Consider the following 15,404-nt stretch of genomic DNA (forward strand, 5'->3'; position numbering starts at 1 on the left):
GGGGATGCGGATGCCGCCGGTCAGAGCGACGCGGGTACCGCCTCCCGTCTCTTTCCGCTTTACTCTGCCCCTGGGGCAGGGGGTGTGATGGTCACGTGTTGACGATCAGTGAGTTCGGGCGGCGGGCAGGGCTTTCGCAAAAGGCGCTGCGGCTGTACGACGTGTCGGGGCTGCTGGCGCCGGCGCAGGTCGATCCGGTCACCGGCTACCGGCGGTACGACGAGAGTCAGCTCGAGCGGGCGCGACGGATCAGCGTGCTGCGGCAGTTGGACATGCCGCTGACGACGATCGCCGATGTTCTGGCCGGGACCGACGAGGAGGCGCTGATCCGGCTCGACCGGTGGTGGTCCGCCGAGGAGGCGACCATGGCGTCGCGTCGCGCGACGCTGGCGTACCTGCGCGACCGGCTGACCCGGTCCGGTACGCCGGCCCTCGCGCCACGGCCGGTGCACACGCGCGCCGTACCGGCGACCAAGGTCGCCGCGATCCGGGTGGACACCGATCAGCAGCAGCTGGTCGGGAACATCGTGACCTGCACCGACGAGATCACGTCGTACCTGCGAACCGCCGGCGCGACCGAGACCGCCGGGTCCTGGGTGATCTACCACGGCGCGGTGACCCCGGAGGCCGAGGCGACGGTCGAGATCTGCGTGCCGTTCGACGGGCTCGTCGATCCGTTCGGGCGGATCGGGATCCGGGTCGAGCCCGCGCACCGCGAGGCGTACTGCACGATCACGATGGACGAGTGCGCCTATCCGCGGATCATGCTCGCGTACGACCTGGTGTTCGACTGGGCGCGCGCCGCCGGCCTGCCCGACGCGGGCCCGCCGCGCGAGGTCTACCGCTCGGACTGCCAGCTCCTCCCCCGCGACGAACCGGCCGTCGACATCGCACTGCCCCTGCTCGAGAGGAACACCTGATGAACTACGCGCTGCAGACCCGCTTCAGCGACCCCGGCCCGTACGCCGAGCTGTACGACGCACTGCCGGACGACGTCGACGAGATCGCTGCCGCGGTCCGGAACCTGATCGTCCACTACCGCGCCGGCGGGATCCAGCTCACCGATGAGCACCTCGCGGAGATCGACAACCGCTGGGTGTCGGCGATTCTCGCCACCGACCAGAAACGCAACGGCACCCCGCTCACCGCGCCGCGCGAACCCGTCGACCGGGTTGCGGGCTGCTGCCGGGACCACACACTGACGTTCGTGTCGATCCTGCGGCACAAGGGGATTCCGGCGCGCAGCCGGGTCGGGTTCGCGCGCTACTTCGCCGCGGAGTTCAACCACGACCACGTGGTCGCGGAGTACCTCGACGGCGACCGCTGGCGGATGATCGACCCAGAGCTCGAGCCCGGCGACCCGCAGTGGGACTTCGACGTCACCGACCTGCCGCGCGGCCCGTTCCTGTCCGCCGCCGAGGTCTGGCGCGGGTTCCGGGCCGGCGAACTCGACGGCGACAGTTTCGGCGCCGACCCGAACCCGGACCTGCCGCTGAAGCTGCACGGCGGCTGGTTCATCCGCAACTACGTGCATTACCAGCTCGCCCACCTGAACGGCGACGAACTGCTGCTGTGGGACAACTGGGGCGCGATGACCGACACCCTGGACGGCGCCGACCTCGACCTCACCGACCAGATCGCCGACCTGATGATTGCCTCCGACAACGGTGACGAGACCGCCACCGAACAGGTCAACGACCGCTACCGCACCGACCCCGCCCTGACCTTCACCGGCCGCTCCTACGTCACCTCCCCCGCCGGAGGCCCGTACGCCTGGCACGACCTGTACTAGCGCCTCGGAGGCCGGCGGCGACCTGACGTCACCTGCGGCGGTAGACCAGGAGTTCGGTGCGGCCGCCGCTGAGGGGGACGAAGCGGCTGCCTTCGAGTTCGAGGTTGCGTTGCGCGAGGAAGTCGGTCAGCCAGGCGCGCGGGGCGACGGAGTAGATCGACATCCGGTGCGGTTCGGTCAGCCAGACCTTGGTGGTGGAATCGTCCAGGCAGTCGTCGGTGATCAGGTCGAACGCCACCACGCCGCCCGGCCGCACCACGCGCGCCATCTCGTCGACGTACCCGAGCGCGGTCACGAACGGAATGTAGCCGAGCAGTTTGTGCGTGTGAACGAGATCCACCGAGGCGGACGGTGTCGGCGCGAGCGTATGGCCGTCGGTCGGCCGGAACGTCAGCGTCGGCAGTTCACCACGAAGGTAGCGGATCCAGTCGCTCGCGGTCTCGTACACCTCGTACCAGCTCGGCTGGACGGCGGCCTGGACGCGCGCCGTGTAGCGCCCGGATCCGGGGCCGATCTCGCAGACCCTGTCGACGGTGTCGGGCGTGAGGTGGCCGATCTCCAGCAAGGCATCCACGGTCGCGGCGGTGGCACCCGGCTCCGCGCTGTAGCTGTCGAGGAAGTCGCCGACGGACTTACCGGCCTTCGCGGCCTGCTTGATGGTCCTGCGGGCCGGCAGGAACGGGCTGATCGCCGGGTCCGTGCTGTGGCCGCGCACGACCTGAAAACCCGTCGGCCGCAACGCCCGATTGACGGCGACTTGCACCGCATGCTGAACAGACATCGGCCCCCCAATGAGCAGATCGCGCAAGTTCCCCCCTGCGCGTTCCCCCCATCATGCATGCCGTACGCCGACTGTCCACGTCTCCACCGCAACTATCACTGCCTGTTCGAATCTGCTCGCCGTCCGCACCCGAAACCCCTGTCCTTGCAGGAGATTCCCGCAACGCATCGTTGCACCAGGCAACCACAGCGTCGCCGTTGCGCGCCGTCCGGTGTCCGTTGCACCCAGCAACACAGCACAAAACACCCCCGCCTGGTGAGGCAGGCGGGGGTGTGTCTTTTGTGGGTGGGGCTCAGAACTCCGAGCCGGCGGGAAGGTCCGGGGTTTCCGGGTCCTCGGGGTCCGACGGACCGGCGGCGAGGCCGAGTTCGGCGGGGCTGGCGAGGCCGGCGTGGTTCGGAACGACGCGGACCGTGTAACCGAACGGGCCGGTGCGGTCGAGTTTGAGTTCGCCCTCGTACCGGTGCCGGTTGCCCTCGTACGTCTCGGCCTGGGTCAGCGCCGTCCGTGCCGGGTCGGTGATCTCGTCGTTGGCGTCGACGCGGCCGTGCAGGACCTCGACACAGATGTCCGACGGATCCAGGTCGCCCAGTGCGGCGAACGCACGAATACCGACGGTCGTGCCGAGCTGCGGTACGTCGCCGAGGCCCTGCAGCTCCACGTGGTCGACGCGGATCTGCGGCCAGGCCGCCCGAACCTTCGCCTTCCAAGCGGCCAAATCGCGCGCACCGTCGTACGTCGAGTTGAGCGCGCGCGACGACTGCGCGGCGGGCACGTACAACTGCTCGACGTAGTCGCGCACCATCCGGGTCGCGAGCACCTTCGGCCCGAGCTCCTTGATCGTGTGCCGCAGCATCTCGATCCAGCGGGTCGGGACGTCACCGTCGTAGAAGCGCGGCGCGACCTGCTTCTCGATCAGGTCGTAGAGCGCGTGCGCCTCGAGGTCGTCGCGCCGGTCGGTGTCCTCGATGCCTTCGGCGGACGGGATCGCCCAGCCGAACTCGTCGTCGTACCACTCGTCCCACCACCCGTCGCGGATGGACAGGTTGAGCGCACCGTTCAGCGCCGCCTTCATACCGGACGTGCCGCACGCCTCGTACGGACGCAGCGGGTTGTTCAGCCAGACGTCGCATCCGGGGTACATCGGCTGCGCGAGCGCGATGTCGTAGTCGGGGACGAACACGATCCGGTGCCGCACCTCGGGGTCGTCGGCGAACCGGACCATCTCCTGGATGAGCTTCTTGCCACCCTCGTCGTGCGGGTGCGCCTTGCCGGCGATGACGATCTGCACCGGACGCTCCGGGTGCAGCAGCAGCGCCTTGAGCCGCTCCGGGTCGCGCAGCATCAGCGTCAGCCGCTTGTACGACGGGACGCGCCGAGCGAAGCCCATCGTGAGCACGTCCGGGTCGAGGATCGAGTCGACCCAGCCGAGCTCGGCCTCGCTGGCACCGCGGTTCAGCCAGGACTGGCGCACCCGGGCGCGGGTGTCGTCGATGAACCGCTGCCGGAGCAGCCGCTTGGTCTCCCAGATCTGCGCGTCGGTGGTCTTGTCCAGACCCTCGAAGACCTCGTCACCCTCGGTCGTGTAGTTGGCGTAGGTGAGGTCGTGGATCTCCCGCGCCACCCAGGTCGGCGCGTGCACACCGTTGGTGATCGAGGTGATCGGCACGTCCACCGGGTCGAAGCTCGGCCACAGACCGGCGAACATGCCGCGGCTGACGACACCGTGCAGCTTCGACACGCCGTTCGCGCGCTGGGCGAGCCGCAGGCCCATGATCGCCATGTTGAACAGCGCCGGGTCGCCGCCCTCGAAGTCCTCGGCACCCAGCGACAGGATCCGGTCGACCGGCACCTCGGGACCGAACACGTCGGGCGAGAAGTGCTGCTGGATCAGCTCGACCGGGAACCGGTCGATACCGGCGGGCACCGGGGTGTGCGTGGTGAACACGGTGCCGCCGCGGTTGACCTCGAGCGCGGTGTCGAAGTCGAGGTCCTTCTCCGCGGCGAGTTCGCGGATCCGCTCGATGCCGAGGAATCCCGCGTGGCCCTCATTGGTGTGGAAGACCTCGGGCGCCGCGTGGCCGGTGATCCGGCAGTACGTACGGACCGCGCGGACACCGCCGACGCCGAGCAGCAGCTCCTGGAGCAGGCGGTGCTCGGTCGACCCGCCGTACAGCCGGTCGGTGACCTCGCGCTCGGAGGGCTCGTTCTCCTCCATGTCGGAGTCGAGCATCAGCAGCGGCACGCGGCCGACCTGGGCGACCCAGATCTGCGCGCGCAGCTCCCGGTTGCCGGGCAGGTTCAGCGTCACGGTCGCCGGCGCGCCGCCTTCCTCGCGGAGCAGGCTGATCGGCAGGCCGTCCGGGTCCACCAGCGGGTACCGCTCCTGCTGCCAGCCCTCGGCGTTCAGCGACTGCGAGAAGTACCCGTGGCGGTACAGCAGGCCGACGCCGATCAGCGGTACGCCGAGGTCGCTGGCCGCCTTCAGGTGGTCACCGGCGAGGATGCCGAGACCGCCGGAGTACTGCGGCAGCACGTGGGTGATGCCGAACTCCGGGGAGAAGTAGGCGACCGCGTCGAGCGGCGAACCACCCGCGGTCTGGAACCACCGGTCTTCGGTCACGTAGCTGTCCAGGTCGGCTACCGCGAGTTCGAGCCGGCGCCGGAAAGCGTGGTCGTTGGCCAGCTCGTCGAGCCGGGCCGCCGGTACCTCGCCGAGCAGCTTGACCGGGTCACCGCCGGTGCTCCGCCACAGCTGCGGGTCGACGGCCTCGAAGACGTCCTGCGTCTCCGGGTGCCAGGCCCAGCGGAGGTTGTTCACCAGGGTGCCCAGGCCGGTCAGCGGCTCGGGCAGGACAGGGCGGACGGAGAATCGTCGTATCGCTCGCACCGGGACACCGTACAAGCCCTGAGGGCGCCAGACACCCCCGGGATGCATCGATCTTGCAACGCGAGCAAGATTTTGCAGCGCCGTGTGCCACGGACAGGTGGTGGGAACCGATAACGTCAGACCTGTAGTTCTCGCCATTCGACCAGGGAGTTCATCCACGCCATGACTGGGCGCATCCCGATCACCGACGTCAGCCCGACCGTCGACGCCGGAGCGTATCCGGCCAAGGCCGCGGTCGGCGAGACGTTCACCATCGCGGCCACGGTCTTCCGGGAAGGTCATGACGCGGTGAACGCAAACGTCGTACTGACCTCCCCGTCGGGACAGACCAGGCGGATGCTGATGACCCCGGTCGGTCAGGGCACCGACCGCTGGACCGTCGACGTGACGCTGCAGGAGCAGGGCGCGTGGACGTTCGCGATCGAGGGCTGGAGCGACCCGTACGGGACGTGGCGGCACAACGCCGAGATCAAGATTCCGGCCGGGATCGACGTCGACCTGATGTTCGCCGAGGGCGCAGCCTTCTTCGACCGCGCGGCGGCCGGCGTGCCGCCTGCGGTGCGTGCGGACCGCAGTACGTTGAGCGACGCGGCGCGGGCGCTGGCGAACTCCGCCCTGCCGCCGGAGGCACGGCTGGCCGCGGGCATCTCCCCGCAGGTCCGCGCCGCCCTCGGCCGGTACCCGGTGCGGGAGCTGATCACGTCCTCGGAGACGTACCCGGTGTGGGTCGACCGCAGCCGTGCGCTGTACGGCAGCTGGTACGAGTTCTTCCCGCGCTCCGAGGGCGCGAAGTACGACGAAGAGACCGGGACGTGGACGTCCGGCACCTTCCGGACCGCGGCGCAACGGCTCGAGGCGGTCGCGAAGATGGGCTTCGACATCCTGTACCTGCCGCCGATCCATCCGATCGGTCACTCGTTCCGCAAGGGCCCGAACAACACCCTCGACCCGAAGCCGGGCGACCCCGGCTCGCCCTGGGCGATCGGCTCCGAGGAGGGCGGCCACGACGCGATCCACCCCGAGCTCGGCACCTTCGAGGACTTCGAGTACTTCGTCGGCCGCGCCCGCGAGCTCGGCCTCGAGGTCGCGATCGACCTCGCCCTGCAGGCCTCGCCGGACCACCCGTGGGTGAAGGAGCACCCGAAGTGGTTCTCGGTCCGCGCCGACGGCTCGATCGCGTACGCCGAGAACCCGCCGAAGAAGTACCAGGACATCTACCCGATCAACTTCGACAACGACCCTGAAGGCATCTACGCCGAGGTACTGCGGATCGTGAAGCTGTGGATCTCCAAGGGCGTCACGGTGTTCCGCGTCGACAACCCGCACACCAAGCCGGTCAACTTCTGGGAGTACCTGCTCGGCGAGATCCGCAAGACCGACCCGGACGTGGTGTTCCTGTCCGAGGCGTTCACCCGGCGGCCGATGATGCGGGAGCTGGCGAAGGTCGGGTTCCACCAGTCGTACACGTACTTCACCTGGCGCAACGAGAAGTGGGAGCTCGAGGAGTACCTGGAGGAGCTCACGAAGGAGACCGCGCACTTCCTGCGGCCGAACTTCTTCGTCAACACGCCGGACATCCTGACCGCGTACCTGCAGTACGGCGGACCGGGCGCGTTCAAGATCCGCGCCGCGATCGCGTCCACGTCGTCGCCGTCGTGGGGCGTGTACGCCGGGTACGAGCTGTTCGAGCACGTCGCGCTGCGGCCCGGCTCGGAGGAGTACCTGGACACCGAGAAGTTCCAGTTCCGCCCGCGCGACTGGGAGGCGGCCGAGCGTGAGGGCCGCACGCTGGCGCCGTACCTGACGCTGCTCAACAACATCCGCCGCCGGCACCCGGCGCTGCAGCAACTGCGCAACCTCACGCTGCACAACGTCGAGGACGACGCGATCATGTGCTACTCCAAGCGCGCCACTGCCCCCGACGGGCACAGCGACACCGTCATCGTCGTCGTCAACACCGACCCGCATTCGGTCCGCGAGTCGATGGTCCACCTCGACATGCCCGCGCTCGGCATGCGCCCCGAGGACACCTTCACCGTGTACGACGAGATCACCGGTCAGACGTGGCGCTGGGGCCAGAGCAACTACGTCCGCCTGGACCCCAACGGCGACCCCGCCCACGTCCTGGCCGTCCGCCGCGGCCAGGCCTGACCCACGCCAGGCGCCCGAGCCGCCGCCTGCCGCGCGGCAGGTGGCGGCTCTTGCCGTGCGGTGCACCGCTGACTTTGTGCACCAGATCCGTACTTTTGCGGCGTCGAAGTACGGATCTGGTGCACAAAGTCGCCCGGGCGGGGGCGTCGCGCGGCCCCGCGGCTTGCGAGGAGAGGTCAGAGGGGGACGGTTTCCGGGTACTTCAGGCCGGCGCCGGTGTTCAACGCGACGACCTGCTCGTCGGGGCGGACCCAGCCGGACTCGCGGAGCCGGCGGAGGGCGGCGAAGTTGGCGGCGCCTTCGGGGCAGATGAAGGTACCTTCGAGGCGGGCGACCAGGTGCTGCTCGGCCAGAATGTCCGCGTCGTCCACGGCCACCGCGCACCCGCCGGTGTCCGCCAAGGCCTCCAGCACGAGGAAGTCCCCGAGGGCCTTGGGCACGGTGATGCCGAAGGCAACGGTCTGGGCGTCGGGCCAGGGCTCGCTCTCCGGCAGGCCCTTCTCCCAGGCCCGCACGATCGGCGCGCATCCGGTCGACTGCACGGCGACCAACCGAGGCAGCGGCCCCGTGATCCAGCCCCAGGCGAGCAGCTCGGTCAGCGCCTTCCAGATCCCGATGATCCCCACCCCGCCACCTGTCGGGTACAGGATCACGTCCGGCAGCTTCCACCCGAGCTGCTCCGCGATCTCCAGCCCCATCGTCTTCTTGCCTTCGATCCGATAGGGCTCCTTCAGCGTCGACGCGTCGAAGTACCCGGGCTGCTCGCGCACGTACGCCGCCGCGTCCCCGATCAACCCGTCGATCAACTGCAACCGCGCGCCGACCGCGGTCACCTCCCGCCGGCAGATCTCCGGCGCGGCGAGCGGCATCGCGATCAGCGCCTCCATCCCGGCGCGGGCGGCGTACGTCGCCCACGCGGACCCGGCGTTCCCGTTGGTCGGCATCGCGATCTTCCGTACGCCGACCTCGTAGGCGCGCGATACGCCGACGGCCGCACCGCGTGCCTTGAAGCTGCCGGTCGGGATGAGCCCCTCGTCCTTCATCAGCAGGCGATCCAGCCCGAGCTCGGCGCCGTACCGGGACAGCGGCAGCAGCGGCGTCATCCCCTCCCCCAGCGTCACCACGTTCTCCGGCGACCGCACCGGCAGCAGCTCGTGGTAGCGCCACAGGTCCGGCGCGCGCGACGCCAGCTCCCCCGGGCCCACAGCGGGTACGTCGTACCGCGCGAGCAGCGGCGAGCCGCAGGGGCAGAGGCCGATGATCTGGTCGGCGTCGTGGGTGGCGCCGCAGCGGGGACAATCGAGGTGGCTCAGCGCAGAGAAGGTCACATCCGGAAAGCTACCCCGCGCGCAGATCGGTGATCAGCGGGCGCCGCCGATCGGACAGCCGGAACCCGATCCCCCGGACGGCGTCGATCGTCACCGTGGTGCCGAGCTCTTCGAGCTTGCGGCGCAGGCGCTTGACCACCGAGTGCACGTCGGCGGTGCCACGGACCTCGCGATCGCGCCACACCGTCTGGTGCAGAGCGTCGTACGACCAGACCCGCAGCGGCGTCGACATCAACCGGCCCAGCAGCTCCTGCTCGAGGTCGGTCAGCGGGATCTCGCGGTCGCGGAAACGCGCCACCGAACGGCCCCGGTCGATCGTGAGAACCTCGGCGTCGGGATCGGCACCGGCCGCCCGGGCGGCGGCGTCGGTGTCGACGGCCTCAGGCTCCGGGGGCTCGGGCCGGTCCGGGACTGCGGGTGGCGGCTGGTGGGCGGGAACGAGTAGCCGGCGGAGTTCGTCCAGCGTGGAGACCAGCAGCAGCGGTGCGACGTCGTCGACGAGTTCGGCGAGCCGGACGCGCTGTTCCGGCGAGGCGGCGACCGCGATCAGCAGCGGGAAGGTCTCTGGCAGATCGGCGTCCGTTGGGGCGGGTTCACGGGCGGTGACCATCTAGTCACGATGTCAACATCTGCCTGGGATCGTCAACGGACCGCCAAGGTTTGCCCAGCTTGCCCAGATTCGTACGACAGCTAGTCACATCTTGCTCACGAAGTGTGCTTGTTACCACGTTGTTCTGACACATAGATTCCTCGTCAGGCTTGCGGTGTCACATGCCGCGACCTGGGGGGCACGCACGGTGAGCCCTCCTGCAGCAGATGACTCGGGGGAGTCGACTCGGGGTCTTTCAAGTGAGGGGCTGCAGAGATGTCACATCAACGAAAGGGACTCGCCAGATCTCTGGTGGGTGCCCTGGCGACGGTGGCCGTACTGGCCACAGGGATGGCCGCCGCCGGCCAGGCCCAAGCGTCACCGCCCACGAAACCGGAGGCCACGCCGGCCGCCAAGATCAAGCCGGAACTGCTGGACAAACTCAACGGCAAGAACGCCAAGTCCGCGACCGACTACTGGGTCCGGTTCGCCGACAAGGCCGATCTGAGCGCCGCCGGCAAGATCACCGACTGGAACGAGCGCGGTACGGCGGTCGCCGCCGCGCTGAAGAAGACGGCCGCGGCCAGCCAGGCGAAGGTCCGCGCCGAACTGGACGCGCAGAAGGTGAAGTACAAGACCTTCTGGGGCACCAACGCGATCCGCATCGAGAGCGGTTCGCTCAAGCTCGCCCAGAGCCTCGCCAACCACACCGAGGTCGAGGGCCTCTACGCCCCCGCCCAGGTCGAGATACCGAAGGTCACGCCCGGCCAGCAGGAGAAAGCTGTCCAGGCGGTCGAGTGGGGTATCGCGAACATCAAGGCGAACCAGGTCTGGTCGCAGTACGGCGACAAGGGCGAGGGCATCGTCATCGCGAACATCGACACCGGTGTGCAGTACGACCACCCGGCGCTGGTGAACCAGTACCGCGGCAACAACGGTGACGGCACCTTCGACCACAACTACAACTGGTTCGACGCGGCCGGCACCTCGCCGACCCAGCCGTCCGACAACAACGGCCACGGCACCCACACGATGGGCACCATGGTCGGCGACGACGGCGCGGGCAACCAGATCGGTGTCGCCCCGGGCACGAAGTGGATCGCAGCGAACGGCTGCTGCCCGAGTGACGCCGCGCTGATCGAATCCGGCGAGTGGATGCTCGAGCCGACCGACCTGAACGGGCAGAACCCGGACGCGTCGAAGCGGCCGAACATCATCAACAACTCGTGGGGTTCGACGCTGCCGTCGAACGACCCGTTCATGGAGGACATCACCCTGGCCTGGACCGCGTCCGGGATCTTCGGTGCGTTCGCCAACGGCAACAGCGGCTCGGCCTGCCAGACCAGCGGCTCGCCGGGCAGCCTGACGAGCAACTACTCGGCGGGCGCCTACGACATCAACAACAACATCGCGTCGTTCTCCGGCCGCGGTGCGGGTCAGAACGGCACCATCAAGCCGAACATCTCGGCCCCGGGTGTCAACGTCCGCTCCAGCCTGCCGGGCAGCACCTACGGCGCGTTCAACGGTACGTCGATGGCCACGCCGCACCTGGCTGCCGCCATCGCGCTGCTGTGGTCCGCCTCACCGTCGCTCAAGGACGACGTCACGGCGACGCGGGCGCTGCTGAACACGACCGCGATCGACACGCCGAACAGCCAGTGCGGCGGCACCGACGCGAACAACAACGTGTTCGGTGAGGGTCGCCTGGACGCGCTCGCGCTGCTGGACGCGGCGCCGGTCGGTGAGACCGGCACGCTGTCCGGCACCGTCACCTCCGCCGCCGACGGCGCCCCGCTGGCCGGTGCCAGCGTGACCGTCACGGCCGAGGGTCAGCCCGACAAGACGCTGACCACCGGCAGCAACGGCACATTCTCGTCGGTGCTGCAGGCCGGCGACTACAACCTGACGGTCGCGTCCTTCGGGTACAAGACCCAGACCGCCACCGTCACCATCACCACCGGCGACACCACCACCAAGAGCTTCGCCCTGGAGAGCACTCCGCAGGTGAGCGTCGGTGGCACCGTCACGGACGGCTCCGGCCACGGCTGGCCGCTGTACGCGAAGGTGTCGGTGGAGGGCCCGGGCGGTGTGTTCGACTACACCACCCCGAGCAACGGCCGGTACAGCCTGAAGGTCCCGTCCGGGGCGGCGTACACGCTCAAGGTCGAGGCCAAGTACCCGGGTTACCAGACGGTCAGCCAGCCGATCACGGTCGGCAGCGGCAACCTGACCAAGAACATCGCGGTCCCGGCCGACGCCACCTCCTGCACCACCGCGCCCGGTTACAAGTGGGGCTCGGACGGCGTCTACGAGACCTTCGACACCACGTCCGCGCCGGCAGGCTGGACCGTGGAGGACAACAAGGGCAACGGGCAGGTCTGGGTGTTCGACAACCCGGGCAACCGGGCCAACCTGGCCGGTGGCAGCGGCAACTTCGCGATCATCGACAGCGACCGCTACGGCGGCGCGGGCCAGCAGGACTCCTCGCTCGTCAGCCCGGTCGTGGACCTGAGCTCGGTCACCGCCCCGGTGATCCGGTTCAACCAGGACCTGAACTACCTGAGCGGTGAGAAGGCCGACGTCGACCTGTCGATCGACGGCGGCGAGACCTGGACCACCGTGCTCAACCAGGCCACGGACGTCCGTGGCGTCAAGGAGATCGCCATTCCGGAGGCGGCCGGCAAGTCCGCGGTCAAGGTCCGGTTCCACTACTACGACGCCTCGTACGAGTGGTGGTGGCAGGTCGACAACGTCCTGATCGGTTCGGAGGTCACCTGTGAGCCGACCGGCGGCGGCATCGTCGTCGGCAACGTCAAGGACGCCAACGCCAACGGGTTCGTGAACGGCGCGGTCGTCACCCGTGACGGCAGCACCGAGTCCGCGACCACCGCGGCGACGCCGGAGGACACCGCCCTCGCGGACGGCTTCTACTGGCTGTACTCGTCGGCCGACGGCGACCAGGGCTTCACCGCCAAGGCCGGCAACTACGTCGACGCGACCGCCACCGTCGGGGTCGAGGCCGACTGGACCAGCACCGCCGACTTCAGCCTGCAGGCCGGTCAGCTGACCGTCACCCCGGGCGCGGTCAGCGGCAGCCTGAAGCTGCCGACCGGCAAGGTCACCAAGTCGTTCACCGTCAAGAACACCGGTGGCGCGCCGGTGGACGTCAAGTTCGGCGAGAAGGACAACGGCTTCGTCCTGCAGAACGCGAACGGCAGCACCACCACCAAGGCCCAGGTGGAGCACGGGCCCGGCGCCCCGCTGCAGCGGATCGCCGTGAACACCTCGTTCGCCCGGATGCTGTCGGGCAAGACCGGCACCGCGCCGGTCGCCGCGAAGCCGATGGCGGCTCCGTGGGCCGACATCGCCGACTACCCGGCGACCGTGATGGACAACCGAGTGGTCAACGTCGACGGCAAGATCTACTCGATCGCCGGCGGCAACGGCTCCGCGTCGACCGGGAACAGCTACGTGTACGACCCGGCCTCGCTCGCCTGGACCGCGATCGCCCCGCTGCCGGGCGCTCGTAACGCCATCACGGTCGGTGTGATCGACGGCAAGATCATCGCCAGCTCCGGCTGGGGATCGTCCGGCCCGGCGCCGGAGACCTGGTCGTACGACCCGGCCGCCAACGCCTGGACCGCCGTGGCCGCCAACCCGGCCCCGCGGGCCGCTGCCGGACAGGCCGTGCTCGACGGCAAGCTGTACGCCGTCGGCGGCTGCACCACCTCGGGCTGCACCCCGATGAGCAACACCGTGGTGCGGTACGACCCGACGGCCGACGCCTGGGAGACGCTGGCGAACTACCCGCAGTCAGTCGCGTTCGCGTCCTGCGGCGCCATCGACGGCAAGCTGTACTGCGCCGGCGGTAACGACAGCGTGAACTCGCTGAAGTCGGCATACGTCTACGACCCGGGTGCGGACTCGTGGACGGCCATCGCGGACGCTCCGGCGGACCACTGGGCGGCGTCGTACGCCGTCGCCGGCGGCAAGCTGCTGATCGTCGGCGGTGTCCAGGCCGGTGCGGTCACCAACGCCGGGTTCTCCTACGACCCGTCGGCGGAGACCTGGTCGGCGCTGCCGAACGCCAACCTGCCGCGGTACCGCGGTGGTGCGGCGTGCGGCTTCTACAAGATCGGTGGTTCGTCCGGTGGCTTCACCGCCACGGTGGACAGCGAGGCCCTGCCGGGTCTCGAGGACTGCTCCGAGTCGTCGGCCGACGTGAGCTGGCTGTCGATCGACAAGACCGAGGCCACGCTGGCCCCGGGACAGTCGACGACCGTCAAGGTCACGCTGACCGCGAACGTCGACCAGCCCGGCACCTACAACGGTGGCGTCACGATCGGCGAGAACACCCCCTACTCGGTCGCTCCGGTCGCCGTGACGATGACCGTCACGCCGCCCAACACCTGGAGCAAGCTGCAGGGCACCGTCACGGGCGTCAGCTCGTCCGGCGCCTCCGCCGCCCTCCCGGGTGCGATCGTGCAGGTGGACTCGTGGGCGCAGTCCTACACCTTCATCACCGACAAGGACGGCGGCTACGCCTACTGGCTGGACCGCCGCAACAACCCGCTCACCCTGATCGCCGCGAAGGACGGCTACAAGCCTCAGACGCGCACCACGAGGCTGCTGAACGGTGAGCCCGTCACCGAGGACTTCGCACTGAAGTCCATCAAGTGACGTCCCTCGAGTAAGGACAAGTAAGCAGTAGGTGGCAAAAGGCCGGCCCCGGACGAGAGTCCGGGGCCGGTCGCTTTGTGTGAGCTGTTGGTACGGCGTGGTCGTACAGCTACTGCTACGGCTGCTACAGCGGCTGTAGCACCTGTAGCGGCCGTAGCAGCTGTAGCAGCTGTCAGGGCGTCGGGAGGAGGTGGAAGCCGACGCCGCGGACGGCGTGGATGGTGACGGTGGCTCCCAGGCTGGCCAGCTTCTGGCGGAGGCGCTTGACCACCGAGTGGATGTGCGAGCCGTGACCGAGGTGTTCGTTGCCCCAGACCGCGTGGTGCAGCCGCTGGTACGTCCAGACCCGGCCGGGCTCCGCAACGAGACAACGCAGGAAGTCGTGCTCCAGCCGGGTCAACGGCATTTCACGGTCCTTCCACCGGACAACGCGGCGGTGGCCGTCCAACGCCAGTCCGTCGACCGGCTCCGGCTCTTTGACCGCCTGCATGCGGCGCTGGGCAGTCAGTGCCGTCGGCACCGACACGGCAGCGCTGGGAGCCACCGAGACACCGGTGAGCTCCAGGAACGCCCGTGCCTGCTCGGCGTTGGACACCAGCAGCAGCGCGTCGGCCTCACCGAGCAGACGGGCCAGCTGGACGCGCTCGGCCCGGGTTGCGGCCACGCCGATGATCAGGGACGCCTCGGACGCTTTCTCCGCTGCGGTACCCGCCCCGGACCTGTCAGCTTCCGACCTGCCAACTCCCGACTGATCAGCCATCGCCAACACAGCAAGCCCCTCCCAGTTGAACCGGCCCGCCACAAGTACTCTTCACGGCCTTGACTAAGTCAAGGGATTCACTGCGCTATCGGCTGGCACATATGCGTCCTGTCCGAGAAAGGACAGGAAACCGGCTCTTGTGACCGATCCGTGGGTGGCCCGGGTGACCGAGTCGCCGCCCCCGCTGGACCGCGCTGGACCACGCTGGACCGCGCTGGACCGCGCTGGACCGCGCTGGACCGCGCCCGACCACGCTGAACCACGCTGAACCGCGCTGGACCTCGCCCGACCTCGCTGGACCGCGCTGGACCGCGCTGGATGGCGCTGGATGGCGCTGGACGCCCCGCGCGTTCCCACACGGTGGGTTCACCCACGGTGTTGTGGGTTCCTGACCCGTGTGAAGGGTACGGAACCCACAACACGATGGGTGAAC

The 15,404-nt window shown here is 69.1% G+C and carries 9 protein-coding genes; 4 read left to right on the forward strand and 5 right to left on the reverse strand.

The window, feature by feature from the left end; genetic code table 11:
* The first annotated feature begins 98 nt into the window (after nt 1-98).
* Both AB0B82_RS24065 and AB0B82_RS24070 read left to right on the forward strand, forming a co-directional pair.
* A complete protein-coding gene (locus AB0B82_RS24065) occupies nt 99-920 on the forward strand; it encodes a MerR family transcriptional regulator (protein WP_360172570.1) in 822 nt (273 codons plus the stop codon).
* Nucleotides 920-1,792 (forward strand): transglutaminase domain-containing protein, encoded by an 873-nt coding sequence (locus tag AB0B82_RS24070; RefSeq protein ID WP_360172573.1) that lies wholly within the window; start codon nt 920-922, stop codon nt 1,790-1,792. The genes AB0B82_RS24065 and AB0B82_RS24070 overlap by 1 nt, the downstream gene beginning before the upstream one ends.
* Before the next feature lie 28 nt (nt 1,793-1,820).
* Here AB0B82_RS24070 and AB0B82_RS24075 read toward each other — a convergent pair whose 3' ends face one another.
* Both AB0B82_RS24075 and glgP read right to left on the reverse strand, forming a co-directional pair.
* Nucleotides 1,821-2,573 carry a class I SAM-dependent methyltransferase gene (locus AB0B82_RS24075; RefSeq protein ID WP_360172576.1) on the reverse strand — a complete coding sequence of 251 codons (753 nt, stop codon included), beginning with the start codon at nt 2,571-2,573 and terminating at the stop codon, nt 1,821-1,823.
* Between the two features lie 292 nt (nt 2,574-2,865).
* The gene (gene glgP, locus AB0B82_RS24080; protein ID WP_360172579.1) at nt 2,866-5,463 is read right to left on the reverse strand and encodes an alpha-glucan family phosphorylase; all 2,598 of its coding nucleotides are present in this window, start codon (nt 5,461-5,463) and stop codon (nt 2,866-2,868) included.
* Nucleotides 5,464-5,625: 162 nt separating this feature from the next.
* On the opposite strand from glgP, the gene AB0B82_RS24085 reads away from it, so the two are divergent.
* Entirely contained in the window at nt 5,626-7,614 is a 1,989-nt protein-coding gene (locus tag AB0B82_RS24085) for an alpha-1,4-glucan--maltose-1-phosphate maltosyltransferase (protein ID WP_360172582.1), read from the forward strand.
* Nucleotides 7,615-7,790: 176 nt separating this feature from the next.
* Here AB0B82_RS24085 and AB0B82_RS24090 read toward each other — a convergent pair whose 3' ends face one another.
* Nucleotides 7,791-8,942, reverse strand: a complete 1,152-nt coding sequence (locus AB0B82_RS24090) for a threonine synthase (protein ID WP_360172585.1) — start codon at nt 8,940-8,942, stop codon at nt 7,791-7,793.
* Between the two features lie 10 nt (nt 8,943-8,952).
* Entirely contained in the window at nt 8,953-9,552 is a 600-nt protein-coding gene (locus AB0B82_RS24095; protein ID WP_360172588.1) for a winged helix-turn-helix domain-containing protein, read from the reverse strand.
* A gap of 255 nt (nt 9,553-9,807) precedes the next feature.
* Between AB0B82_RS24095 and AB0B82_RS24100 the strand changes: the two genes are divergently transcribed.
* Complete coding sequence (locus AB0B82_RS24100; RefSeq protein ID WP_360172590.1) at nt 9,808-14,211, forward strand: S8 family serine peptidase; 4,404 nt, start codon at nt 9,808-9,810, stop codon at nt 14,209-14,211.
* A gap of 172 nt (nt 14,212-14,383) precedes the next feature.
* Here AB0B82_RS24100 and AB0B82_RS24105 read toward each other — a convergent pair whose 3' ends face one another.
* Nucleotides 14,384-14,875, reverse strand: a complete 492-nt coding sequence (locus tag AB0B82_RS24105) for a winged helix-turn-helix domain-containing protein (protein ID WP_360172592.1) — start codon at nt 14,873-14,875, stop codon at nt 14,384-14,386.
* Between the last annotated feature and the right edge of the window lie 529 nt (nt 14,876-15,404).

Source organism: Kribbella sp. NPDC048915, from assembly GCF_040649595.1.
In the GTDB taxonomy this organism is placed as follows: domain Bacteria; phylum Actinomycetota; class Actinomycetes; order Propionibacteriales; family Kribbellaceae; genus Kribbella.